The sequence below is a fragment of the Nocardioides sp. Z35_8 genome, assembly GCF_059621125.1.
Window position 1 is genome coordinate 1,881,853 of record NZ_JCAQIE010000001.1, and the last position, 23,830, is coordinate 1,905,682.

Here is a 23,830-nt window from a genome sequence, read left to right on the forward strand (position 1 = left end):
ATCGTCGCCGCGATCGGGTTCTGTAGGGTTTCGGGGTGCCCACCATCGGAGTAGCGATCGCGATCCCCGAGCCCTGGGCGAGCGAGCTCCAGGACTACCGCACCAGCGTCGGCGACACCACGGCCGCGCAGATCCCCACGCACGTCACGCTGGTCCCGCCGACCGAGGTCCGCCGCGACGACCTCGACGCCATCACCGCCCACCTCGCCGATGCCGCGGCCACCGTCTCCCCGTTCACCATCCACCTGCGGGGCACCGGGACGTTCCGCCCGGTCTCGCCGGTCGTCTTCGTCACCCTCGCCGAGGGGATCTCGGGGTGCGAGGTGCTCGCCGGCGCCGTACGACAGGGACCGCTCGCCGTCGACCTGCACTTCCCCTACCACCCGCACGTCACCGTCGCGCACCACCTCGACGACGAGACGCTCGACATCGCCTACAAGGAGCTGGCCGGTTTCGAGTGCAGCTTCGCGGTGGAGGAGTTCAGCCTCTACGTCCACGACGACCGGGCCGGCTGGCAGCCGACCCACCACTACCGGCTGGGCGGGCGATGAGCGTCGTCGACACGGTCAAGCAGCGCGTCGCCGCCGTGCGCGAGCGCCGCCCGTTCATCGACCACCTGTTCCGGATGATCCAGCACTACGGCGCAGTGAAGGGCAACGCGCTCGCCGGTGCGGTCACGTTCTTCGGCTTCTTGTCGTTCTTCCCCATCCTGGCGCTCGCGTTCGCCGTGGTCGGCTTGGTCGCGGGCATCTACTCAGACGCCACCGAGCAGGTGGTGAAGGCCATCCAGTCGGTGCTGCCGATGGTGGTCGAGGGCAAGGCCGGTCCCGGCGAGATCTCGATCGACGCCTTCCAGGACGGCGCCGGCGCCGCTGCCGGCATCGGCGCCATCGGTGTCCTCTACTCCGGGCTGGGGTGGGTCTCCGGCCTGCGCGACGCGCTCCAGATCGTGTTCGAGACGCCGCGGCGCGCACAGCCCAGCTTCGTGGTGGGCAAGCTCAAGGACCTGGTCTCGCTGGTGCTGATCGGCGTCGTGCTGCTGCTCAGCGTGGCCGTCTCCGGCGTCGTCACCGCCCTGTCCAGCCACATCCTCGACTGGCTCGGGCTCGACCTCGCTCTGCGCCCGGTGCTGACCGTGCTCGCGATCGCGGTCGGACTCGGCGCCAACACGCTGCTGTTCTTCGCGATCTTCAAGATCCTGGCCGACCACGACACCCCCGACCGCTCGCTGTGGAGTGGCGCGCTCCTCGGCGCGGTGGGCTTCGAGGTGCTCAAGCAGGCCGCGACCTTCCTGATCAGCTCGACGCAGAACCAGCCGGCGTTCGCCGTCTTCGGCATCGCGCTCGTGCTGCTGATCTGGATCAACTACTTCTCGCGCGTCGTCATGCTGGCCGCCTCGTGGGCGCACACCTCGCGCGAGGCCCGCGCCCGCCGCGAGGCGGAGGAGGTGGCCGAGCTGCTGCCCGCGGGCCCGCGGATCGACCTGGCCGGTGCGTCGGCCGGTGCAGCCGCCCACCCGTCGGCGGAGCCCTTCCCCTCCCCGAAGGCCGCCTTCGCCGCCGGGGCGGGCGCCATGCTCGGGCTTGTCGCGCTCGTCCGCCGCCGCCACTGAACGTCGCTCGGGGCCGAGTGGGCGCGTCCTGCCCGTCGTACGGCGCCGACTCGGCGCGTCCTGCCCGTCGAACGGCGTCGAGTCGGCGCGTCCTGACGGTCAATATGCGCCGACTCGGGGTTGTCTGAGCGTCAGGACGCGCCGACTCGGGGTTGCCTGAGCGTCAGGACGCGCCGACTCGAGCTGCCGCTCAGTGGCCGTGCTTGATGGCGGTGCGCAGGTCCTTGTTGAGCTGGGAGATCACGTCGAGCGGGATCTCCTTGGGGCACGCCGCAGTGCACTCGCCGATGTTGGTGCAGCCGCCGAAGCCCTCGTGGTCGTGCTGGGCGACCATGTTGACCACGCGCTCGTCGCGCTCGGGCTGCCCCTGGGGGAGCAGGCCGAGGTGGGTCACCTTGGCGCCCAGGAAGAGCGAGGCGGAGCCGTTGGGGCAGGCCGCGACGCAGGCACCGCAGCTGATGCAGGTCGCGACGTTGAAGGCGCGGTCGGCGTCGTCCTTGGGCACCGGCACCGAGTGGGCCTCGGGGGCCGAGCCGGTGTTGACCGAGATGTAGCCGCCGGCCTGGATCATCCGGTCGAGGGCGCCGCGGTCGACGACGAGGTCCTTGACGACCGGGAAGGCGTCGGCGCGCCACGGCTCGATCGTGATGGTCTCGCCGTCCTCGAACGAGCGCATGTGCAACTGGCAGGTCGTGGTGACCTCGGGCCCGTGCGCGTCGCCGTTGATCATCAGCCCACACATGCCGCAGATGCCCTCGCGGCAGTCGGAGTCGAAGGCGATCGGGTCCTCGCCCTGGTCGTTGAGCTGCTCGTTGAGCACGTCGAGCATCTCGAGGAACGACATGTCCGGGGACACGTCGGCCAGCTCGTAGGTGTGCATCGCGCCGGGGCTGGCGGAGTCGGGCTGACGCCAGATCTTCAACGTCACGTTCATCGGTGGGTCCTCGTGGGTGTCGGGGTCCCCGCGGCGTCGTCGGCCGGGGGAGCGAAGCGGGGGAGGGGGAGGGTGCCGGAGGCAGGCGTCACTTGTAGCTCCGCTGCTTCATCTCGATGGCCGAGTAGACCAGGTCCTCCTTGTGCAGCACGGGCCGCTCGTCGAGGCCGGTCCACTCCCACGCGGCGACGTAGGCGAACTCGTCGTCGTGGCGCATGGCCTCGCCGTCCTCGGTCTGCGACTCGGCCCGGAAGTGGCCGCCGCACGACTCGCGCCGGTTGAGCGCGTCGATGCACATCAGCTCGCCGAGCTCGAAGAAGTCGGCCACGCGGCCTGCCTTCTCCAGCGACTGGTTGAGCGACTCGCTGGTGCCGAGCACCTTGACGTTGCGGTAGAAGTCGTCGCGCAGGCCGCGGATGAGGTCGATCGCCTTCTTGAGACCGGTCTCGTTGCGCTCCATGCCGCAGTACTCCCACATGATGTTGCCGAGCTCGCGGTGGTAGGAGTCGACGCTGCGGGTGCCGTTGACCGACAGGAAGTGCGCGATGCGCTGCTCGACAGACTCGCGCGCCTCCACGACCGCCGGGTGGTCCTCGGCGACGGGCTCGAACGGGCCGTCGGCGAGGTAGTCGCGGATCGTGTGGGGCAGGACGAAGTAGCCGTCGGCCAGTCCCTGCATCAGCGCCGAGGCGCCGAGGCGGTTGGCGCCGTGGTCGGAGAAGTTGGCCTCGCCTGTGACGAACAGGCCGGGGATCGTCGACTGGAGGTCGTAGTCGACCCACAGCCCGCCCATGACGTAGTGCACGGCCGGGTAGATCCGCATCGGCGTCGAGTACGGGTCCTCGCCGGTGATCCGGGCGTACATGTCGAACAGGTTGCCGTACTTGGACTCCACGGCGTCGCGGCCGAGGCGGTCGATGGCGTCGGCGAAGTCGAGGTAGACGCCGCGGCGCACGCCCTCCACCTCGGGACCGACGCCGCGGCCCTCGTCGCAGACGTTCTTCGCCGCGCGCGAGGCGATGTCGCGGGGGACCAGGTTGCCGAAGGCGGGATAGATCCGCTCCAGGTAGTAGTCGCGGTCCTCCTCGGCGATGTCGCGCGGGTCCTTGTCGCAGTCGGCCTGGTTCTTGGGCACCCAGATGCGGCCGTCGTTGCGCAGCGACTCCGACATCAGCGTCAGCTTGGACTGGTGCGAGCCGGAGACCGGGATGCACGTCGGGTGGATCTGCGTGTAGCAGGGGTTGGCCATGTAGGCGCCCTTGCGGTGCGCACGCCAGGCGGCGGTGACGTTGGAGCCCATCGCGTTGGTCGACAGGTAGAACACGTTGCCGTAGCCGCCGGAGGCGAGGACGACGACGTCGGCGAGGTGGGTCTGCACCTCGCCGGTGACCATGTCGCGGGCGATGATGCCGCGGGCCTTGCCGTCGACGACGATCAGCTCGAGCATCTCGTGGCGGGTGAACATCGACACGGTGCCGGCGGAGATCTGGCGCTCGAGCGCCTGGTAGGCGCCGATCAGCAGCTGCTGGCCGGTCTGCCCGCGGGCGTAGAAGGTGCGCGAGACCTGCACGCCACCGAAGGAGCGGTTGTCGAGCAGGCCGCCGTACTCACGGGCGAACGGAACGCCCTGGGCGACGCACTGGTCGATGATGTTGGTGCTCACCTCGGCCAGGCGGTAGACGTTGGACTCGCGCGAGCGGTAGTCGCCGCCCTTGACCGTGTCGTAGAAGAGACGGTGGACCGAGTCGCCGTCCTCCTTGTAGTTCTTCGCGGCGTTGATGCCGCCCTGCGCGGCGATGGAGTGCGCGCGCCGGGGCGAGTCCTGGTAGCAGAACGTCTTGACGTTGTAGCCGGCCTCGCCGAGCGTGGCGGCCGCCGAGGCGCCGGCCAGGCCGGTGCCGACGATGATGATGGAGAGCTTGCGCCGGTTGGCCGGGTTGACCAGGCGAGCGTCGAACTTCCGCGTCGCCCAGCGCTCGGCGAGCGGGGCGTCGGGCGCCTTGGTGTCGGCGAGCGGCTCACCGGGGGTGTAGTAGCCGGCGGCGTCGTCGTAGTCGCCGTCCAGGGACCCGCTGGCCGAGGCCTCCGTCGAGGTGACGGTGTCGGGCATGTCCATGTCGTGGCTGTCGTGGCTCACGTGAGGTGACCCCTCTTTACTTGGTGATGATGCCGGCCAGGACGGCGAGCGGGACGAGTGAGAAGCCGATGGAGATGACGAGCGCGGTCACGAAGCCGAAGGCCTTGGCGCGCTTGCGCTTGACCGCGGTGCCGGTCCAGCCCAGGGTCTGCGCGGCGCTCCAGATGCCGTGGTGCAGGTGGGCGCCGAGCGCGAGCATCGCGGCGATGTAGATCAGCGTCATCCACCACAGGTCGAAGGTGTCGACCATCAGGAGGTAGGGGTCGTTGGTGGCCCCGCCCTGCGGGTTGACCTTCCCGATGGTGAAGTTGAGCAGGTGCCAGACCAGGAAGACGAGGATCGCGAGCCCGCCCCAGCGCATCATCAGGCTGGCGCGCGTGGCGCCGGTGTCCTTCTTCATGACGTACTTGGTGGTGCGGGCGCGCGCGGCGCGACGCCACAGGACGACCGCGCAGTAGACGTGCACGACGAGCGCCACGATGAGGCCCACGCGCAGGATCCAGAGCGCGCCTCCGTGCGGGAGCATCGGCTCACCGAGCACGCGGAGGTGCTCGGCGTACTCGTTGAACGCCTTGCGACCGCCGAACGCCTTGAGGTTGCCGTACATGTGCGCCAGCACGAAGCCGAGGAAGAGGAAGCCGCTGCCGGCCATCAACAGCTTGAGAGCGATCGTCGAGCGCGAGGCCCGTGCGCCCTTGACGAGGGTGGGGGTAGACACGTCTCCACGCTACCGCCTGCGGACGTGTGCCCGACGCCCCGGGGAGTGTGACGTACGCCCCTTTGCCCGCGCGCATGAAGCCAACCGCAGGCGGTCGCGACCCGGGTCGACCGGCAGGGGAGGACGGCCGCCGCCTGGGGCCGAAGTGCTCTGCCGGGGACCCGGCCGGGGCTCGTAACTTCACAAGGAGACGTCTGCACGAGGAGCGCCTTCGGGTGCACCTGCTCGCAGTCGGCCCAGACGGACAACGACGTGGAGGCAGCACCGTGTGCACTGCGACCAACTACACCGCCAAGGACCACTACTTCGGTCGCAACCTGGACCTGGAGTTCTCCTACAACGAGTCGGTGACCATCACGCCGCGCAACTTCGTGCTGCCGTTCCGCACGGTGGACGACCTGCGCACCCACCACGCGATCGTCGGGATGACGACGGTGGCCGACGGCTACCCGCTCTACTACGACGCCACCAACGAGAAGGGGCTGAGCATGGCGGGGCTCAACTTCCCCGACAACGCCGACTACAAGCCCGAGACCCAGGGCAAGGACAACATCACGCCCTTCGAGTTCATCCCGTGGATCCTGGGGCAGTTCGAGACGGTCGCCCAGGTCCGGGAGGCGCTGGACAGGCTGGTGCTGGTCGACATCCCGTTCAGCCCCCAGTTCCCGCTGTCACCGCTGCACTGGATCGTCTCCGACCGCCAGGAGTCGCTCACGGTCGAGTCGGTCAAGGACGGGTTGCGGGTCTACGACAACCCGCTGGGCGTGCTCACCAACAACCCGACCTTCGACATCCAGATGTTCAACCTCAACAACTACGCCAGCCTGTCGCCGAGCCAGCCCGAGACCCACTTCTCCAAGAAGCTGCACTTCGACAGCTACAGCCGGGGGCTGGGAGGCATCGGAATGCCCGGTGACCTCTCCTCGATGTCGCGGTTCGTCAAGGCGGCGTTCACGGCCGTGAACTCGGTCTCCGGCGAGTCCGAGTCCGAGGCCATCAGCCAGTTCTTCCACATCCTCGGATCGGTCGCCCAGCAGCGGGGATGCGTCGAGGTCGGCGACAGGTACGAGATCACGATCTACTCCTCGTGCTGCAACACCGACACGGGCGTCTACTACTACACGACCTACGAGAACAGCCAGGTGACGGCGGTCGACATGCACAAGGTCGACCTGGACGGCGACACGCTCTCCAGCTACCCGCTCCTCACCGGCCAGAGCATCCTGGCCCAGAACTAGTGGTCGCGCCGCTCCGCCAGCCCTCTCCTCGGGCCCGTCGGGGGAGAGGGCCCTGCGGGCCAGGAGTGCCGACGATCGGGCTGGACGACACCCTGCTGACGGTCAAGCTGTCGCCCCCGAGGCGCCGGAGCGGCATGGTCAGCAGGGTGGCGCTCCTCGACTCCGTCCGTGACGCGGCCACTGCCGTGGTCGGCGTCACCGCGCCCGCCGGCTACGGGAAGTCGACGCTGCTGGTCGAGTGGGCCCACCGGGACCGCCGGAGGGTCGGGTGGCTCTCGCTGGACCGGTCCGACGACGACCCGAGTGCCCTGCTCTTCCTGCTGGCCTCGGCCTACGAGCGAGCCGTGCCGGAGCACGCGGGCCTGGCCGCCGTGGTGACCGGCCCGGACGCCGCCGCCCGCGGCCGGGGCGCTGCCCGGATCGCGTCGGCGTTCAGGCGCTCGCCGGTGCCCTTCATCCTCCTGCTCGACGACCTGCACGAGCTCCGGTCGCCCGAGTGCCACCACCTGCTGGGTGTCGTGCTGTCGGCCGTCCCCCCCGGGTCCCAGGTCGTGACGGCCAGCCGCCACGAGCAGCCCCACCTCCCCTCTCTCCGGGCGGCCGGGGAGGCGGTCGAGCTCACCACTCGCGACCTCGCCCTCGACGCGTCCGCCGCGGCGCAGGTCTTCGCGACCGCGCGCGTCGACGTCACCCCGGCGCAGGCGGCCGACGTCGCGGCGCGGACCGAGGGGTGGCCGGCCGGGATCCAGCTCGCTGCCCTCATCGCGCGGGAGGGGGAGGACCAGCCCGGGCGGGCCACCGGGGACGACCGCTACATCGCCGACTACCTCCAGCGCGAGGTCTTCCGGAGGTTCGACCCCGGGATCCGGGACTTCCTGCGGCGCACGGCCGTCCTCGACCGGCTCCACGGCCCGCTCTGCGACGCGGTGCTGGGGGAGCGGAGCTCCCAGGACCGGTTGCGCACCCTCGAGGCGTCGAACGCGTTCATCGTCGCGCTGGACCGGCGACGCGAGTGGTACCGCTACCACCCCCTGTTCCGCGAGTTCCTGCTGGCCGAGCTGCTCCGCGACGACCCGGAGGCGGTGGAGAAGCTGCAGGTGCGCGCGGCCGACTGGTTCCAGGCGAACGGCGCACCGGCGACGGCCGTGGAGTACCTCCTCATCACCCAGGAGCGCGAGCGGTGCGCCCAGCTCGTGGCCGAGCTGGCACTCACCACCGTCAGCGCGGGGCAGATCTCGACCCTCCAGCGGTGGCTGGGCGTGCTCGGCGAGCGCACCATCGAGGCCTATCCGCCCCTCGCCGTGCTGGCGGGGTGGGTCGCGGCGTCGGCGGGGCAGGCGGTGGTCGCCCAACGGTGGGCCGCCTTCGTGGAGGAGGTGTCGTTCGACCCGACCCCGACCCACGGCGGCGCGTCGTTCGCGTCCTCGCGGTCGATGCTCCGCGCCATGACGTGTGCGTCGGGCCCCGAGGCGATGCTGGCCGACGCCGAGCTCACCGCGGCACAGGAGCCGCTGCGGAGCCCGTGGCGGGCGACGGCGCTCTGCGTCCTCGCGGAGGCGCACCTGCTCGCGGGCTCACCCGGGCGCGCCGGGGCCGTGCTCCGGGACGCCACGGAGGTCGGCCTCGCCGTGGGCGACACGGGTGCGGTGGTGCTCAGCGAGTCGGGACTGGCCCTCATCGACATGGACCGCGGGCGTTGGGACGAGGCCGCGGAGCACGTCGGGCTCGCGCTCGGCATCGTCGACCAGCACCACCTGGAGGACTACGCGACCAGCCTGCTCCCCTTCGCGGCCGCGGCCCGACTGGCCGTCCACGGAGGCAACCTCCTCGAGGCGGACCGCCAGGTCGCTCGCGCCCTGGAGGCGCGTGCCGCGTCGACGTACGCCCTCCCGTGCCACGCGACGAGGGGCCGGCTCCAGCTTGCGAAGGTGTGCTGGACGCGAGGCGACCACGCCGACGCCCGGCTCCTGCTGGCCGAGATCGACGACATCCTCCGGCTCCGGCCCGAGCTGGGGACCCTGGTCCAGCAGGTCGGCGAGCTCCGCGCGGTCACGACGGCGACGAGGACCGATGCCGGCGCCCCCGAGGCACCGCTCACCCCGGCGGAGCTCCGCGTGCTGCACTACCTCCCCACCCACCTCAGGATCGTCGACATCGCCCAGCGGCTGCAGATCTCGCGCAACACCGTCGCCTCCGAGGTCTCCGCCATCTACCGCAAGCTCGGCGCCACCTCACGCGGTGAGGCGGTCGACCGGGCGACCCTCCTCGGGCTGCTCGGGGGATGAGGGAGGAGCGTGTCGCTCACGGCCCGGCGTCGTCGTCGCGGTCCTCGTCGACGTCGTAGCCCAGGACGAGGGCCAGCTTGGGCGCGGCCGTCGCCACGCGCACCGGTCCGGTGATCGGCAGCACTCCCACGAGGACGTCGACGATCTCCTCGACGCTCGCCCCGGCGCTCAGGGCGCTGTCCGCGAGCGATCCGTAGGAGCGCACGGTGCCGTCGCCCGTCGCGGCGAGGGCGCCGAGCCGGACCAGGGCCAGGATCCTCGCGTCGAGGGCCGTCGCCGGCCAGGTGTCGGGGACGTCCTGTGCGCGGTCGTCCGCCGTCTGGCCGAACGCCAGACGACGCAGCTGCTCGCCGTGGTCCATCCCTGACTCCCTCCGGAGACGTCTTCCCATTAGCGCCCGTGCAGGCCGTCTGCGCACCACCTGTTTCGTGTCATCTGCGACCAGTCGCCCTCACCACCTGCCCATTCGTCAGCCCAGCACGTTCACCGCCCGGGCGACGACCAGGCCCACGATGGCCAGTGACGTCAGCGCCTGGACCGACATGACGAGCTTGGCCCAGGGAGCGAGCGGCATCACGTCGGTGGGACTGAACGCCGTGGCGTTGGTCAGGCCGAGATAGAGGTAGTCGCCGAAGCGCGGGCGCCAGCTCTCCAGTCCCAGCTCGGAGGTGAGCTGCTGGGGGAAGGCGAGGTCGGGCGTGCGCGGCATCCACTCGGCACGGGCGGCGGCCCCGCCGCAGTCGAGCTCGAAGTAGAGGAGCGCGTAGGCGATGATCGAGCCCACCCACACGCAGCCGCTCGCCTGGAGCAGCTCGGGCGCCGAGTCGGTCGCCGACCCGCCGTCGATGATGTCGGCGACGAGCCGGACCGTCGACCAGACGGTCCCCAGGGACAGGACCGTGATCAGCGCGATCGACGCCACCCGCAGGGACGTCGTACGCCTCGAGATCTGGCCGGGGTCGCCGGCGAGCAGCGCCACCAGGAGCACTCCGGAGATCGTGGGCAGCACCCACGGCTGGGCGAGCCGCAGGCTGTCGGGCAGCAGCACGGTGAGACCCATGGCGACGGCAACCGCCGCCGCCATCGGCCACCGGGTCTCGGCATAGGGATCATCGAGGTCGTCGGTGGAGTCCGGGCGTCTCATCCGTGGTCAGCGGTGGAAGCTCGTGCCTCGTCCGGCGTCAGGGACTCCTTGGTTCCGTGCTTGTCCACGTGCACGACCCGATAGGCGTGCCGGGGCACCTGTTCGTCGTTCGGGAAGCGATACTTCGGTACGGCGACCGGCAGGTCGGCCGAGGCGAAGACGTCGTCCTCGAGGGCGCCGCGTACGGAGTTCCTGCTGTGCACCATGTGGCATCTGCTCCTCGTGACTGCGCCATCGAGACACTCTGCTCTGGTCGGGCTGGGTCGGGTGGCGCGTCGCCTACCGGTCCGGGATGGTCCTATCGGTCTCCAGGTCCTCCACCTCGTCGAGCAGCTCGCCCGCCTTGTCGGGGCAGTAGGTCTCGACCACCGCGAAGTCGTACTCGATGATCCGGGGGTCCATGACCACGCGCCGGAGGTGCAGGGCGTTGTTGCCGAACTGGGACAGGGCCAGCTCCTGCTGCAGCTCGCCGACGTTCTCGCAGCTGACGCCTCCGTCCGTGCCGTAGAGGGCGGTCGCCGTCGAGGCGTCGACCGTGGGGAACCCGGCTTCGGACAACCTCACGTTGAGCTGCTCGGCGAGCTGGCGTGCCCGGTCGCTGTCCGGGTCGGAGGCGCTGCCGGCGGCGGAGCAGGCGGAGAGCCCCAGCCCCGCCGCCACGGCCAGGCCGGCTGTCCGGAGCACTGCGGAGCGGACTGTTCGTGGACGCTTCGTGATCATCGGACTCACGCCTCCTGGGCCGTCGTGTCGGAATGGGTGTTGTCCGGGGAGGTCTCGATCTTCCACTCCGGCTTGCGCAGCTTGTAGAGGACGAACGGCCACACGCCGAGGAGGACGATGCCGGCCACGAGGATCAGGATGTACACGCCCTGCGGCGTCGCGTCCGCGTTGCCCGACGGCTCGACGAAGCCGAGGAGGAAGGCGGCGACGCTCGCCACGAAGCCGACCGACCCGACCAGGGTCATGGCAGGCGTGCGGAAGCCGCGCTTGACGTCGGGGTGGGTGCGGCGCAGGCGCATGCCGGCGAGGAACATGACCATGTACATCAGCAGGTAGAGCTGCACGGCCATGGCGGTGAGGATCCAGAAGACCGACTGCACCGACGGCAAGATGGCGAAGAGGACGGCCATCGCCGTCACGATGATGCCCTGCACCATCATGATCGGGACCTGCATCCCGTGGCTGTTGGTGCCCTGCAGGCGCGGGGGCAGGTATCCCTCCTTGCCGACCAGCAGCAATCCCTTGCTCGGTCCCGGGATCCAGGTGACCACCGAGGCGAGGATCCCGATGACGATCAGCAGGGCCATCACGGTGGTGCCCCACGACATCCCGAGGTGGTTGAAGAAGACGTCGAAGGCCTGGAGCACCCCCTGGGTCAGGTTGACGCTGGAGCCGGGGACCGCGACCGAGATGGCCAGGGTGGGCAGGATGAAGACGAACAGGATGAGGATCACCGACAAGACGATCGCCTTCGGGAACTCGGTGCTGGGCCGCCGCATCTCGTTGACGTGGACGGCGTTCATCTCCATGCCGGCGTAGGAGAGGAAGTTGCTGACGATCAGCACGATGCTGGCCAGCCCGGTGAACTTCGGGAACCACTCCGCATCACCGATCGGCGGGAGGTGCGAGGTGCCGCCGCCGGCCCAGAAGATCGCCGCGAAGACGATCAGGGCCGCCGCCGGCACGAGGGTGCCGGCCAGGAAGCCCCAGGTCCCGACCTTGGCGAACGCGTCGACACCGAGGGTGGCGATGAACGTCGAGATCCAGTACACGACCAGGATGATCAGGCCGGTGAAGATGCCCGAGTTGGCCAGGGCCGGATCCCACACGTACGCGAGGGCCGAGGCGAAGAAGGCGAGCTGGGCCGGGTACCAGGCGACGTTCTGCATCCACTGCTGCCAGATCGCGAAGAAGCCGAGGCGGTCGCCATACGCCTCCTTGACCCAGACGAAGATCCCGCCCTTCCATCCGCTCGCCAGCTCGGCGGCCACGAGCGCCACCGGCACCATGAACAAGATCGCGGGCAGGACGTAGAGGAATATCGACGCCCAGTCGTAGGCCGCCATGGCCGGTAGTCCGCGAACGCTCGCGACCGCTGTGGCGATGAGGATCGCCATCGATGTCCAACTGATGAACGAGGTGCGTGCCTGGGCCCGTCCCTGCGGTGCAGTCGCCTGACTGTCGTCCCGAGTAGCCATCTCCGCGCCTTTCGCCGATTGCTCCGGCCAACGACGCTAGTTGCCTGCCGACGCGGCGGCATCACTCACAATGAGTGACGTCTGTGCCGTCCCGATCCGCCTTCCTCGTCGGCTGCTGACCCCGCCCGGGATCGGTGCTCTACTGAGTGGGTCCCGGGGCTGCCGCGTCCCGCATCGTCCCGACGTGAGCGTCGTCGCACGAGGAGCGGAGATGTCATGAACTACTGGATCAGCGTCGTCTTCCGTGCCATCCCGCTGGCGATGATGGCGGTCTGCATCGGCTTCGGCCTCTACGTGTGGAACGCCGCGGACGCGCCGGGAAACTACGTGGCAGGCCGGGTGGTCACCATCCTCGGCGCGATCTGCCTGTGCCTGTTCTGCACGGCGGCGACGATCATCCGGCAGCTCATCGGACGCTTCAACGCCGTCGACAAGGTGGTCTACCCCGCTCTCGGCTACGCGTCCGCCATCGGCACCTCGGTCTACGGCGTCTCCCTGTTCGCCGGGGTCTCGGGCAGCGGCCAGAGCCCCGAGTACGTCGCCGGGCACGTCGTCCTCGGTCTCGGGTTGATCTGCGGCTGCGTGTCCACGGTCGCCCTGGCGTCGACCAAGTTCACGCTCATCCCCGCCAACTCCGCCAGGCCGGCCGGCGACCGCACGCCCCCGCCGGCGGCGTTCTCCGGGCCCGTCGTCGCCGTGCTGGGGGCGCTCCCGGTCGGGCTCGCCGCGCTCGCGTGGGGCTTCGGCATCGCCAACCTGCTGATGACCACCTCACCGAGCCGCTTCACGGTGGGCCACGTCGTCAGCGGTCTCGCGATGATCTGCACGAGCCTCATCGGGCTGGTGTGGAGCATCCTGCGCCAGGTCCAGGACACCTACGGGCCGCGCGACCGCGTGGCGTGGCCCTGGCTGGTGATCGCGATGGGCAGCGCCGCGATCCTGTGGGGGATCGTGCTGCTGGTCCTCGACACCGAGCCGTACTACCGCACACCCGGGTTCGTGATGATCGGCCTGGGCCTGGTCTGCTTCAGCATCCTGAGCAAGGTCGGGCTGCTGGCCCTGGTGTGGCGGCGCACGTTCAGCCTGGCCAACCGGGTGCCCCTGATCCCGGTCGTCACCGCGCTCAGTTGCCTGTTCCTGGCGGCGTTCGTCTTCCAGGCCGCGTTCACCGACACCAACGTCTTCATCGCCGCCCACGTGCTCGTGGGGCTGGGAGCGATCTGCTTCACGCTCTACTCCATCGTCTCCATCCTGGAGAGCGGCACGTCGTCGCACGGCGACTGAGCCCGCCGAGACGTAACGGGCGACGACGATGGACGGGCCGCACGCTCCCGATCGGTCGATCGGCACGATCGGGCTGACCTTCGTCGCCGTCGGCGGCGTGGTCGGCTCCGGGGTGCTGTTCGCCCCCCTGTTCGCGGCCCAGCAGGCCGGGCCCGCCGCGATCATCGCGTGGCCGATCGCGGGGTTGATGCTCGTCACCGTCGCGCTGGTCTATGCCGAGATCTCCGCCATGCTGCCGGTCGTCGGCGGCCTCGGCCTGCTGCCCACCTACAGCCACGGGCAGGGGGTCGGCATCGCGATCGGCTGGGTGGCCTGGGTCGGCTACGTGACGGCCGCGCCGATCGAGACGCAGGCGATGCTCGAGTACGCCAGCAACGAGCCGGCCTTCGACTGGCTGTTCGTCGCGGGAGCCGCCTCCGACGGGGAGAGTGCGCTGAGCCTGCCGGGGATCGCGGCGGCAACGGTCGTGCTGGTGGCCTTCACCGGGCTCAACGCGTTCGGGGTGGCCCTCTTCACCCGCATCAACAGCGCGCTGACCTGGGTCAAGCTCGTCATCCCGGTGGCGATCGCCGTCGCCCTGCTCACCCGCTTCTCCACCGCCCCGATCCGCGAGACGGGGTTCGCCCCCGAGGGGATGACCGGGGTGCTGAGCGCCATCACCACGGGCGGTGTCGTCTTCGCGTTCCTCGGGTTCCGGCATGCACTGGACCTCGCCGGTGAGGCGCGGCGACCACAGGTGACCATCCCCGTGGCCCTGGTCGGCGGCATCCTCATCTGCACCGTGCTGTTCACCCTCCTCCAGCTCGGGTTCGTCGGCGCTGTGGACCCCGCCGAGCTCGACAGCGGCTGGGCCGGCCTCGACAAGGGTGGGGCCAACGGGCCGCTCGCGGCGCTGCTGTCCGGCCTCGGCATGACGGTGCTGGCCAAGCTGGTGGTGGCGGACGCCGTGCTCGGACCCTTCGGCGCGGGCCTGGTCTCGACCGCGTCCACCGGTCGCCTCACCGTGGCCGTCGCGCAGAACGGGCTCTTCCCGCGCGCGCTGTCGGCGTTCAGCCGCCACGGCGTCCCGATGCGGGCGATGGTGCTCAACCTGGTGGTCGGGCTGGCCCTGCTGCTCGCCTTCCGCGACGGGTGGTCGGAGCTCCTGTCCTACAACTCCGGTGCCATCGTGCTCTCGATGTGCCTGGGCCCGGTGACCGTGATGGCGCTGCGGCACCAGGTGCCCGACCGCGTGCGTCCGTTCCGCCTCCACGCGGTGTCGGTGATGGCGCGGGTCGCCTTCGTCGTGATCACCCTGATCATCTACTGGACCGGCTGGGAGACGATGGTCAAGCTGACCATCCCGATCGCCGTCGGCGTCGCGGTGCTGGCGTGGCGCGTCCTGCGCGACCCGCAGCTGCGGGGATCGCTCGCGCTGGGCTCGCTGGTGTGGCTCGGGCCCTACTACGCCGGGGCGCTGCTGCTGACCTTCCTCGGCAGGTTCGGCGGCGGCCGCGACGTGCTGCCCGCTGGGGTCGACATGGTGGTGGTCACCGTGTTCGCGCTGGCCCTGTTCGAGTGGGGCGTGCGCTCGGCGCTGCCCGCCGCCGACGCGGCCGCGCTGGTCGCCACCGTCCCGCCGGTACGGGCGTCCTGACCCGGTCCCGTCGAGGGTGGCCGGTGTGGCCCACTTCACATCGCCGCCCGTTGTGTGCAGACTCTGGCCCAACCACGACGCGACGGGGATGCGATGAGCACAGGCGTGCACGGCCCGACCAGGGCGCGGATCGAGGCCGGGACGCTGCGCCGGGACCGGTGGTGGCTCTCGCCGCTGACCACGTTCGTGGTCTTCTCGGCCTTCGTCGTCTACGCGACCGTGCGCGCCTTCATGGGACGCGACTACTACGCCTCGCCCTACCTGTCGCCGTTCTACTCCCCGTGCCTGGGCGACTGCGTCGAGGGGGCCTCCGACTTCGGCCAGCCCTTCGCGGCGTGGCCGCTGTCGGCGGCGCTGATCATCCTCGTGTTCCCCCTCGGCTTCCGGATGACCTGCTACTACTACCGCAAGGCCTACTACCGGGCGTTCTGGCTGAGCCCGCCGGCGTGCGGCGTCGCCGAGCCGCACGGCTCCTACTCGGGCGAGTCGCGGTTCCCGCTGATCGTGCAGAACGTGCACCGCTGGTTCTGGTACGCCGCGGTGCTGGTCGGCCTGGTGCTCACCTTCGACACGGTCCTGGCCTTCCGGCCGATGCCGGCGGAGTACGCCCTCGGGGACGGTGAGACCAGCGGGGTCCACATGGGACTGGGCACCCTGCTGATGATCGCCAACATCGTCTTCATCTGGCTCTACACGCTCTCGTGCCACTCGTGCCGCCACGTCGTCGGCGGCCGCCTGCGCCACTTCTCCAAGCACCCCGTCCGCTACCGGCTCTGGACCTGGGTGTCGCGGCTCAACGAGAGCCACGGCAGGTGGGCCTGGTACTCCCTGTTCTCCGTCGCGATCGTCGACCTCTACGTCTTCCTCCTCGCCACCGGCACGATCCAGGACGTGAGGTTCTTCTGATGAGCGAGCGGCATCCGATGACGGGCAACGAGATGTCGCCCGAGGCCCGGGCGGGCATGGAGCGCCACACCTACGACGTCGTGGTGATCGGCGCCGGCGGCGCGGGGCTGAGGGCCGCGATCGCCGCCCACGAGGCGGGCGCGCGCACGGCCGTGGTGTGCAAGTCGCTGCTCGGCAAGGCGCACACCGTGATGGCCGAGGGTGGGGCCGCGGCTGCGCTGGGCAACCGGTGGCCGGAGGACAGCTGGAAGGTGCACTTCCGCGACACGATGCGCGGCGGCAAGATGCTCAACAACTGGCGCATGGCGCAGCTGCACGCTCAGGAGGCGCCCGAGCGGGTGCTCGAGCTCGAGGACTGGGGTGCGCTGTTCGACCGCACCGAGGACGGGCTGATCTCCCAGCGCGACTTCGGCGGGCACCGCTACGCCCGGCTCGCCCACGTCGGCGACCGCACCGGGCTCGAGCTGATCCGCACGCTGCAGCAGCGCACGGTGCAGCTCGGGATCGACGTCTACATGGAGTGCACGGTCACCGAGGTGCTCAAGGAGGGCGGGCGGGTGGCCGGGGCGTTCGGCTACTGGCGCGAGACCGGTCGCTTCATCACGTTCGAGGCGCCGAGCGTGGTGCTCGCGACCGGCGGCATCGGCAAGTCCTACAAGGTCACCTCCAACTCCTGGGAGTACACCGGTGACGGGCACGCGCTGGCACTGCGCGCGGGGGCCAGCCTGATCAACATGGAGTTCGTGCAGTTCCACCCCACCGGCATGGTGTGGCCGCCGTCGGTCAAGGGCCTGCTGGTCACCGAGTCGGTGCGCGGCGACGGCGGCATCCTGCGAAACTCCGAGGGCAAGCGCTTCATGTTCGACTACATCCCCGACTTCTTCCGGTCCGAGACGGCCGACACCGAGGAGGAGGCCGACCGGTGGTACGACGACAAGGCCAACAACCGGCGCCCACCCGAGCTGCTGCCACGCGACGAGGTCGCCCGCGCCATCAACTCCGAGATCAAGGCCGGACGCGGGTCACCGCACGGCGGGATCTTCCTCGACATCGCCAGCCGCCGCGACGCCGACTACATCCGCAAGCGGCTGCCGTCGATGTACCACCAGTTCAAGGAGCTCGCCGACGTCGACATCACCGCCGAGCCGATGGAGATCGGGCCGACGTGCCACTACGTGATGGGCGGTGTCGAGGTCGACTCCGACACCCAGCGCTCGGGCGTCGAGGGGCTCTACGCCGCGGGTGAGGTGAGCGGCGGCATGCACGGCTCCAACCGGCTGGGCGGCAACTCGCTGTCCGACCTGCTCGTGTTCGGCAAGCGCGCCGGCGAGGCCGCGGCGGCGCACGCCGTCTCGGGCCCGCGGCCGGCGGTCGACGAGGCGGACGTGAAGGCGGCCCAGGCCGACGCGCTGGCGCCGTTCGAGGTCTCTGCCGGCCCGGGGGGAGGGGGGGAGAACCCCTACACGATCCAGCACGACCTGCAGGACACGATGAACGACCTGGTCGGCATCATCCGCACCGCCGCGGAGCTCGAGGAGTCCCTCGGTCACCTCGACCGCCTCAAGGAGCGGGCGGCCGCGATGGTCGTCGAGGGTCACCGCCAGTACAACCCGGGCTGGCACCTCGCGCTCGACCTGCGCAACATGCTGCTGGTCAGCGAGTGCATCGCCAAGGCCGCGCTGGCGCGCCAGGAATCGCGGGGCGGGCACACCCGGGACGACTTCCCGGGGCCCGACCCCGAGTGGGGCGCGAAGAACCTGGTGCTCACCCTCGACGCGACCGGGTCGGGCGTCGACATCGCCGAGAAGGCGCTGCCGGTGATGCCCGAGGACCTCGAGCAGCTCTTCCAGGACACGTGAGGACGGCCATGGCCTACGACCTGAGGATGCGCGTGTGGCGGGGCGACGCCGACGGGGGTGACCTCACCGACTACACCGTCGAGGTCTCCGAGGGCGAGGTGGTGCTCGACGCGCTGCACCGGCTGCAGGCGACGCAGACGGGCGACCTGGCGATCCGCTGGAACTGCAAGGCCGGCAAGTGCGGCTCGTGCAGCGCCGAGATCAACGGTCGGCCCCGCCTGCTGTGCATGACCCGGCTCTCCGACTTCGACCCGGCCGAGACCATCACCGTGACGCCGATGCGCACGTTCCCGGTGATCCGCGACCTGGTCACCGACGTGTCGTTCAACTACGAGAAGGCCAAGGAGCTGCCCTACGCCGAGCTCGGGCCCCGCGACGCGGACGGCAGGCGGCGGATGATGCAGGTCGACGTGGAGCGCGGCCAGGAGTTCCGCAAGTGCATCGAGTGTTACCTGTGCCAGGACGTGTGCCACGTGGTCCGCGACCACGAGGACAACAAGCAGCACTTCGCCGGCCCCCGCTTCCTCATCCGCTATGCCGAGCTCGACATGCACCCCCTCGACACCCACGACCGCCGCCGGCTCGCGCAGGACGCGGCCGGCCTCGGGATGTGCAACATCACCAAGTGCTGCACCGAGGTCTGCCCGGAGGGCATCCACATCACCGACAACGCGATCATCCCGATGAAGGAGCGCGTGGTGGACCGCAAGTACGACCCGCTGGTGTGGCTCGGCAACAAGATCGGCCTCCGGAGCAAGGACGACGAGGGCCGCACGGAGGTCTGAGGCGAGCCCGGTCGTGGGCAGCGACGGTGACCTTTCCCATAGCCCGCGGCCGTGACCCTCCCCACGGGGCGGGCCTATCCTGCGCAGCATGACCGACCTTCCTGGCGACCTCCCAGGTGATCTCGCAGGTGATCTCGCAGGTGGCCTCGACGAGCCCGAGGAGCTGCAGCCCGCAGAGGGCTCGCTCCGCCTGGTGGGCGACGATGACCGCTACGACGCCGCGGCATGGGAGGCGGCGAGCGCCGCCGTCCTGCGCAAGGCCCGCCGGCTCGGCGAGGACGCGCCCGACTCCGACGTCTGGACGGCCCTCACCCGCACCACGCTCGACGGCATCGCGGTCCCACCGATCGGGCAGCCGGCCGACCTCGACGCCCTCACGACCTCGGGCCGCCCGACCCGCGCCGGCGCCTGGGATGTGCGTACGCAGGTGGAGGTGGTCGACGACAAGGCCGCCAACGAGGCGGCCCTGCAGGACCTCGAGAACGGTGGCACGTCGCTGCTGCTGCACCTCGACACCGAGCGCGACCACGACTGGGCCACCGTGCTGGAGGGCGTGCTGCTCGACCTGGCGCCGGTCGTGCTCGACCGCCCGACGACCGAGCAGGTCGAGGCCTTCGCCGACTTCCTCGAGGGGGTGGAGGGCGCGCTGCACCCGGCCACCAACCTCTCCTTCGACCTGCAGACCCTCGAGATGCTCCACCACCGCGTCCGCGACGACCGCGTCGAGGCCCGGGACCTGTTCGCCCCGCTGGCGCGCCGGGCCATCCAGCTGGGCGTGCGCGGCCTCGTCGTCGACGGCACCGCGCTGCACGACCAGGGCGCGAGCGACGCCCAGGAGCTGGGCTGGATGGTCGCGACCGGCGTGGCCTACCTCCGGTTGCTCGCCGACGAGGGCCTCTCCGTCGAGCACGCGGCGCGGCTCATCGAGTTCCGGCTGGCCGCCACCGACGAGCAGTTCCCCACGATCGCCAAGATGCGCGCCGCGCGCCGGCTGTGGGCCCGGGTGCTCGAGGCCTCCGGTGGCGCCGGCGAGATGGCGCTGCACGCGGTCACCAGCCGCCCCATGACCAGCGGGCGCGACCCGTGGGTCAACATGCTGCGCGGCACCGTCGCGGCCTTCGCGGCGGGCGTCGGCGGCGCCGACGCCCTCACCGTCGTGCCGTTCGACGAGCCGCTCGGCGCGCCCGACGCGTTCGGTCGCCGCATCGCCCGCAACACCTCCTCGCTCCTGATCGAGGAGTCCCACGTCGCCGCGGTCACCGACCCGGCCGGCGGGTCCTACGCCGTCGAGCGGCTCACCGACGACCTCGCGGCCGCCGGGTGGGCCGAGCTCGGCCGGATCGAGTCTGCCGGCGGGGCGCTCGCCGACGAGGCCCGCGCCGGCGTCAAGGAGCGGGTGCGGGCCGTACGCGCCGAGCGCGACGCCCAGGTCGCCGACCGGTCGCGCCCCCTGACCGGCGTCTCGGAGTTCCCCCACCTCGACGAGGTGCTGCCCGAGCGTGAGCACCTGCCCCACCGCTACGTGCACCACTACGGCCGGGCCTTCGAGGACATGAGGGCCGAGCCCGCCGCGACCCCCGTCTTCCTCGCCACGATGGGCCCGGTCGCGGCACACACCGCCCGGGCGACCTTCGCCACCAACCTCCTCGCGGCCGGCGGTGTCGCCGTCGAGGCGGCCGGCCCCACCGACGGGGTCGACGCGGTCGTGGCGGCCTACTCCGGCCAGCGCGTCGTGTGCCTCGCCGGCACCGACGCGGCCTACGCCGAGTGGGGCGCCGACCTGGTGGCCGCGCTGCGGGCGGCAGGGGCGTCGTACGTCGTGCTCGCCGGCACGCCGGGGGAGCGGACCGTGACCGACGTCGACGACTCGTGCGCCATGGGGGTCGATGCGCTCGGCTTCCTGGCCCACATCCGAGAGGAGCTCGCCCGATGAGCATTCCGAAGAACTTCGCCGACGTGTCGCTGGCGGGTGCCGCCGCGACCGGAGGGCAGCCGCCCGGGGGCGAGCCGTGGGCGAGCCCCGAGGGCATCGACGTCCTCCCGGTCTACGGTCCCGAGCACCTCGAGGGCCTCGACGGCCTCGACACCTGGCCCGGCCTGGCGCCGTTCCTGCGCGGGCCCTACCCGACGATGTACACGACCCAGCCGTGGACGATCCGGCAGTACGCCGGCTTCAGCACCGCCGAGGAGTCCAACGCCTTCTACCGGCGCAACCTCGCCGCCGGGCAGAAGGGCCTGAGCGTCGCCTTCGACCTCGCCACCCACCGCGGCTACGACTCCGACCATCCCCGGGTGCGCGGCGACGTCGGCATGGCGGGCGTGGCGATCGACTCGATCTACGACACCCGCACCCTCTTCGACGGCATCCCGCTCGACGAGATGTCGGTGTCGATGACGATGAACGGCGCCGTGCTGCCGGTGCTGGCGCTCTACATCGCCGCCGCGGAGGAGCAGGGGGTGAAGCCGGAGCAGCTCGCGGGGACCATCCAGAACGACATCCTCAAGGAGTTCATGGTCCGCAACACCTACATCTACCCGCCGTCGCCGAGCATGCGGATCATCAGCGACATCTTCGCCTTCACCTCGCAGAGGATGCCGCGCTTCAACTCGATCTCCATCTCCGGCTACCACATCCAGGAGGCCGGGGCGACCGCCGACCTCGAGCTGGCCTACACGCTGGCCGACGGCGTGGAGTACATCCGCGCCGGCCTCGGCACAGGAATGGGCATAGACGACTTCGCCCCGCGGCTGTCGTTCTTCTGGGCGATCGGGATGAACTTCTTCATGGAGGTCGCCAAGCTGCGCGCGGCCCGCGCGCTGTGGGCGCGGCTGGTCGACGACTTCGACCCGCAGAACCCCAAGTCGCGCTCGTTGCGCACCCACAGCCAGACCTCCGGCTGGTCGCTCACCGCCCAGGACGTCTTCAACAACGTCGGGCGCACGTGCATCGAGGCGATGGCGGCGACGCAGGGCCACACCCAGTCACTGCACACCAACGCCCTCGACGAGGCGATCGCGCTGCCGACCGACTTCTCCGCGCGCATCGCCCGCAACACGCAGCTGCTGCTGCAGCAGGAGAGCGGCACCACCCAGGTCATCGACCCGTGGGCCGGCTCCTACTACGTCGAGAAGCTCACCCACGACCTCGCCGAGCGCGCCTGGGCCCACATCCAGGAGGCCGAGCGCGCCGGCGGCATGGCGGCCGCGATCGAGCAGGGCATCCCCAAGATGCGCATCGAGGAGGCGGCCGCGCGCACCCAGGCGCGCATCGACTCGGGCGCGCAGAAGGTGATCGGCGTCAACACCTACCGCCTCGCCGCCGAGGACAAGCTCGACGTGCTGCGCGTCGACAACGACGACGTCTACCGCCAGCAGGTCGCCAAGCTCGAGCGACTGCGTGCCGAGCGTGACGACGACGCCGTGCGCCGTGCGCTCGAGGCGCTGACCACCAGCGCCGAGCGCGGCCCCGTCGGCGGCGGCTCGCTCGAGGGCAACCTGCTCGCGCTGGCCGTCGACGCGGCCCGCGCCAAGGCGACGGTGGGGGAGATCTCCGACGCGCTGGAGAAGGTCTACGGCCGCCACCAGGCGGTGATCCGTACGATCAGCGGCGTGTACCGCGACGAGGCAGGCGCCGCCGAGGGCTCGGCCGTGGCCGCGGTCCTGCAGGCCACCGAGGAGTTCGAGGCCGAGGAGGGCCGCCGGCCCCGCATCCTCGTCGCCAAGATGGGCCAGGACGGCCACGACCGCGGCCAGAAGGTCGTGGTCACCGCCTTCGCCGACCTCGGCTTCGACGTCGACGTCGGGCCGCTGTTCTCCACGCCCGAGGAGGTCGCCCAGCAGGCCGTGGACGCCGACGTGCACATCGTCGGGGTCTCGTCGCTGGCTGCCGGCCACCTCACGCTGCTGCCCGCGCTGAAGCAGGCGCTGGCCGACCAGGGCCGCCCCGACATCATGATCGTCATCGGCGGCGTCATCCCGCCCGACGACGTGCCGACGCTGCGGGAGATGGGCGCCGCGGCGGTCTTCCTGCCGGGCACCGTGATCGCGGAGTCGGCCCTCGACCTGATCGCGCGCCTGCGGGAACAGCACGCCGGCTGATGCCCCGCCCGATCGACGTCGACGGCCTCGTCGCGGACGTACGGGCCGGCCGGAGGGCCGCCGTCGCCCGCGCGATCACGCTGGTGGAGTCGTCCCGGGTCGACCACCGCGCGGCGGCACGGGAGCTGCTCACCGCGCTCGCCGCGACCGACCGGCCGGCGGCGACGCGGGTGGGCATCTCCGGCGTCCCGGGCGTCGGCAAGTCCACCTTCATCGAGGCGCTGGGCACCCGCCTGACCGCGGCCGGGCACCGCGTCGGGGTGCTGGCCGTCGACCCGTCGTCGGTGCGCACGGGCGGCTCGGTGCTCGGCGACAAGACGCGGATGTCGACGCTCGCGGTCGACCCCATGGCGTTCATCCGGCCCTCCCCGTCCGCCGGCACCCTGGGCGGGGTCGCCCGGGCCACCACGCAGGCGATGCTCGTGCTCGAGGCCGCGGCGTACGACGTCGTGCTCGTCGAGACGGTCGGCGTGGGGCAGTCGGAGGTGACGGTGGCCGGGATGGTCGACACCTTCCTGTTCCTGACCCTCGCGCGCACCGGTGACCAGCTGCAGGGCATCAAGAAGGGCATCCTCGAGATCGCCGACGTCGTCGCGGTCAACAAGGCCGACGGCGACCACGAGGCCGACTCGCGGGTCGCGGCGCGCGAGCTCTCCGGAGCCCTCCGGCTGGTGCGCGGGCATGCCGAGTGGGCGCCGCCCGTCGTCACCTGCTCGGCGCTGACCGGGGCCGGGGTCGACGACGTCTGGCAGCGCGTCGGGGCCCACCGCGAGCACCTCGGCGCCGACGGACTGGCCCACAAGCGCGCCGGGCAGCAGCTCGAGTTCACCTGGGCCCTGGTGCGTGACGAGCTCGACCACCGGCTGCGGTCCTCACCGGGGGTCGCGGCCGTGCGCGACGACGTACGACGCGCCGTGATGACGGGTGAGCTGCCCGCGCCGCTCGCCGCCGATCGGATCATCGCGGCCTACGACGCCGACGCGACCTAGACTGGGC

The 23,830-nt window shown here is 70.9% G+C and carries 20 protein-coding genes; 12 read left to right on the forward strand and 8 right to left on the reverse strand.

Going from position 1 to position 23,830, the window contains the following annotated elements:
• Positions 1-35: 35 nt before the first annotated feature.
• The gene (locus tag AC54T2_RS09080) at positions 36-551 is read left to right on the forward strand and encodes a 2'-5' RNA ligase family protein (protein WP_186341333.1); all 516 of its coding nucleotides are present in this window, start codon (positions 36-38) and stop codon (positions 549-551) included.
• A complete protein-coding gene (locus tag AC54T2_RS09085) occupies positions 548-1,612 on the forward strand; it encodes a YihY/virulence factor BrkB family protein (RefSeq protein ID WP_186341334.1) in 1,065 nt (354 codons plus the stop codon). The genes AC54T2_RS09080 and AC54T2_RS09085 overlap by 4 nt, the downstream gene beginning before the upstream one ends.
• A gap of 190 nt (positions 1,613-1,802) precedes the next feature.
• Here the strand turns inward: AC54T2_RS09085 and AC54T2_RS09090 are convergent, their stop codons facing one another.
• The 3 genes from AC54T2_RS09090 to AC54T2_RS09100 all read right to left on the reverse strand — a co-directional run bounded on the left by AC54T2_RS09090 (position 1,803) and on the right by AC54T2_RS09100 (position 5,401).
• Complete coding sequence (locus tag AC54T2_RS09090; protein ID WP_186341335.1) at positions 1,803-2,546, reverse strand: succinate dehydrogenase/fumarate reductase iron-sulfur subunit; 744 nt, start codon at positions 2,544-2,546, stop codon at positions 1,803-1,805.
• A gap of 88 nt (positions 2,547-2,634) precedes the next feature.
• Complete coding sequence (locus AC54T2_RS09095) at positions 2,635-4,656, reverse strand: fumarate reductase/succinate dehydrogenase flavoprotein subunit (RefSeq protein WP_496666263.1); 2,022 nt, start codon at positions 4,654-4,656, stop codon at positions 2,635-2,637.
• A 43-nt stretch (positions 4,657-4,699) separates the two neighbouring features.
• Positions 4,700-5,401, reverse strand: a complete 702-nt coding sequence (locus AC54T2_RS09100) for a succinate dehydrogenase cytochrome b subunit (protein WP_186341336.1) — start codon at positions 5,399-5,401, stop codon at positions 4,700-4,702.
• Between the two features lie 266 nt (positions 5,402-5,667).
• Here AC54T2_RS09100 and bsh point away from each other — a divergent pair, with 266 nt between their 5' ends.
• The gene (bsh, locus tag AC54T2_RS09105; RefSeq protein ID WP_186341337.1) at positions 5,668-6,639 is read left to right on the forward strand and encodes a choloylglycine hydrolase; all 972 of its coding nucleotides are present in this window, start codon (positions 5,668-5,670) and stop codon (positions 6,637-6,639) included.
• A gap of 65 nt (positions 6,640-6,704) precedes the next feature.
• On the forward strand, positions 6,705-8,924 hold the full coding sequence (locus tag AC54T2_RS09110) for a helix-turn-helix transcriptional regulator (protein ID WP_496666011.1): 2,220 nt from the start codon (positions 6,705-6,707) through the stop codon (positions 8,922-8,924).
• Between the two features lie 16 nt (positions 8,925-8,940).
• Here the strand turns inward: AC54T2_RS09110 and AC54T2_RS09115 are convergent, their stop codons facing one another.
• The 5 genes from AC54T2_RS09115 to gadC all read right to left on the reverse strand — a co-directional run bounded on the left by AC54T2_RS09115 (position 8,941) and on the right by gadC (position 12,266).
• Positions 8,941-9,285: a carboxymuconolactone decarboxylase family protein gene (locus AC54T2_RS09115; protein ID WP_496666012.1), complete on the reverse strand. Its 345-nt coding sequence runs from the start codon at positions 9,283-9,285 to the stop codon at positions 8,941-8,943.
• 108 nt (positions 9,286-9,393) lie between these two features.
• Positions 9,394-10,068 (reverse strand): hypothetical protein, encoded by a 675-nt coding sequence (locus tag AC54T2_RS09120; protein WP_496666013.1) that lies wholly within the window; start codon positions 10,066-10,068, stop codon positions 9,394-9,396.
• Positions 10,065-10,274 (reverse strand): hypothetical protein, encoded by a 210-nt coding sequence (locus AC54T2_RS09125; RefSeq protein WP_186341340.1) that lies wholly within the window; start codon positions 10,272-10,274, stop codon positions 10,065-10,067. Before AC54T2_RS09125 ends, AC54T2_RS09120 begins: the two co-directional genes overlap by 4 nt.
• A gap of 73 nt (positions 10,275-10,347) precedes the next feature.
• Complete coding sequence (locus tag AC54T2_RS09130; RefSeq protein WP_186341341.1) at positions 10,348-10,752, reverse strand: hypothetical protein; 405 nt, start codon at positions 10,750-10,752, stop codon at positions 10,348-10,350.
• 41 nt (positions 10,753-10,793) lie between these two features.
• A complete protein-coding gene (gene gadC / locus AC54T2_RS09135; protein ID WP_186341342.1) occupies positions 10,794-12,266 on the reverse strand; it encodes a glutamate/gamma-aminobutyrate antiporter GadC in 1,473 nt (490 codons plus the stop codon).
• A gap of 216 nt (positions 12,267-12,482) precedes the next feature.
• Between gadC and AC54T2_RS09140 the strand changes: the two genes are divergently transcribed.
• From AC54T2_RS09140 to meaB, 8 genes are all read left to right on the forward strand, one after another.
• On the forward strand, positions 12,483-13,550 hold the full coding sequence (locus AC54T2_RS09140) for a DUF2776 family protein (protein WP_186341343.1): 1,068 nt from the start codon (positions 12,483-12,485) through the stop codon (positions 13,548-13,550).
• Positions 13,551-13,578: 28 nt separating this feature from the next.
• Positions 13,579-15,186 carry an APC family permease gene (locus AC54T2_RS09145; RefSeq protein ID WP_186341344.1) on the forward strand — a complete coding sequence of 536 codons (1,608 nt, stop codon included), beginning with the start codon at positions 13,579-13,581 and terminating at the stop codon, positions 15,184-15,186.
• A gap of 93 nt (positions 15,187-15,279) precedes the next feature.
• The gene (sdhC, locus tag AC54T2_RS09150) at positions 15,280-16,092 is read left to right on the forward strand and encodes a succinate dehydrogenase subunit SdhC (protein WP_186341345.1); all 813 of its coding nucleotides are present in this window, start codon (positions 15,280-15,282) and stop codon (positions 16,090-16,092) included.
• Positions 16,092-17,951, forward strand: a complete 1,860-nt coding sequence (locus AC54T2_RS09155; RefSeq protein WP_186341346.1) for a fumarate reductase/succinate dehydrogenase flavoprotein subunit — start codon at positions 16,092-16,094, stop codon at positions 17,949-17,951. The genes sdhC and AC54T2_RS09155 overlap by 1 nt, the downstream gene beginning before the upstream one ends.
• 8 nt (positions 17,952-17,959) lie before the next feature.
• A complete protein-coding gene (locus AC54T2_RS09160) occupies positions 17,960-18,736 on the forward strand; it encodes a succinate dehydrogenase/fumarate reductase iron-sulfur subunit (protein WP_186341347.1) in 777 nt (258 codons plus the stop codon).
• A gap of 88 nt (positions 18,737-18,824) precedes the next feature.
• Positions 18,825-20,669 carry a methylmalonyl-CoA mutase family protein gene (locus AC54T2_RS09165; RefSeq protein ID WP_186341348.1) on the forward strand — a complete coding sequence of 615 codons (1,845 nt, stop codon included), beginning with the start codon at positions 18,825-18,827 and terminating at the stop codon, positions 20,667-20,669.
• Complete coding sequence (gene scpA, locus AC54T2_RS09170) at positions 20,666-22,834, forward strand: methylmalonyl-CoA mutase (protein WP_496666014.1); 2,169 nt, start codon at positions 20,666-20,668, stop codon at positions 22,832-22,834. The genes AC54T2_RS09165 and scpA overlap by 4 nt, the downstream gene beginning before the upstream one ends.
• A complete protein-coding gene (gene meaB / locus AC54T2_RS09175; protein ID WP_489975932.1) occupies positions 22,834-23,823 on the forward strand; it encodes a methylmalonyl Co-A mutase-associated GTPase MeaB in 990 nt (329 codons plus the stop codon). Before scpA ends, meaB begins: the two co-directional genes overlap by 1 nt.
• The last annotated feature ends 7 nt before the right edge of the window (positions 23,824-23,830 follow it).

Coding starts and splice junctions, on each gene's coding strand:
- AC54T2_RS09085 (WP_186341334.1), top strand. CDS start 548: ATGAGCGTCGTCGACACGGTCAAGCAGCGCGTCGCCGCCGTGCGCGAG.
- AC54T2_RS09090 (WP_186341335.1), bottom strand. CDS start 2,546: ATGAACGTGACGTTGAAGATCTGGCGTCAGCCCGACTCCGCCAGCCCC.
- AC54T2_RS09095 (WP_496666263.1), bottom strand. CDS start 4,656: ATGCCCGACACCGTCACCTCGACGGAGGCCTCGGCCAGCGGGTCCCTG.
- AC54T2_RS09115 (WP_496666012.1), bottom strand. CDS start 9,285: ATGGACCACGGCGAGCAGCTGCGTCGTCTGGCGTTCGGCCAGACGGCG.
- AC54T2_RS09120 (WP_496666013.1), bottom strand. CDS start 10,068: ATGAGACGCCCGGACTCCACCGACGACCTCGATGATCCCTATGCCGAG.
- AC54T2_RS09125 (WP_186341340.1), bottom strand. CDS start 10,274: ATGGTGCACAGCAGGAACTCCGTACGCGGCGCCCTCGAGGACGACGTC.
- gadC (WP_186341342.1), bottom strand. CDS start 12,266: ATGGCTACTCGGGACGACAGTCAGGCGACTGCACCGCAGGGACGGGCC.
- AC54T2_RS09140 (WP_186341343.1), top strand. CDS start 12,483: ATGAACTACTGGATCAGCGTCGTCTTCCGTGCCATCCCGCTGGCGATG.
- AC54T2_RS09145 (WP_186341344.1), top strand. CDS start 13,579: ATGGACGGGCCGCACGCTCCCGATCGGTCGATCGGCACGATCGGGCTG.
- sdhC (WP_186341345.1), top strand. CDS start 15,280: ATGAGCACAGGCGTGCACGGCCCGACCAGGGCGCGGATCGAGGCCGGG.
- AC54T2_RS09155 (WP_186341346.1), top strand. CDS start 16,092: ATGAGCGAGCGGCATCCGATGACGGGCAACGAGATGTCGCCCGAGGCC.
- AC54T2_RS09160 (WP_186341347.1), top strand. CDS start 17,960: ATGGCCTACGACCTGAGGATGCGCGTGTGGCGGGGCGACGCCGACGGG.
- AC54T2_RS09165 (WP_186341348.1), top strand. CDS start 18,825: ATGACCGACCTTCCTGGCGACCTCCCAGGTGATCTCGCAGGTGATCTC.
- scpA (WP_496666014.1), top strand. CDS start 20,666: ATGAGCATTCCGAAGAACTTCGCCGACGTGTCGCTGGCGGGTGCCGCC.
- meaB (WP_489975932.1), top strand. CDS start 22,834: ATGCCCCGCCCGATCGACGTCGACGGCCTCGTCGCGGACGTACGGGCC.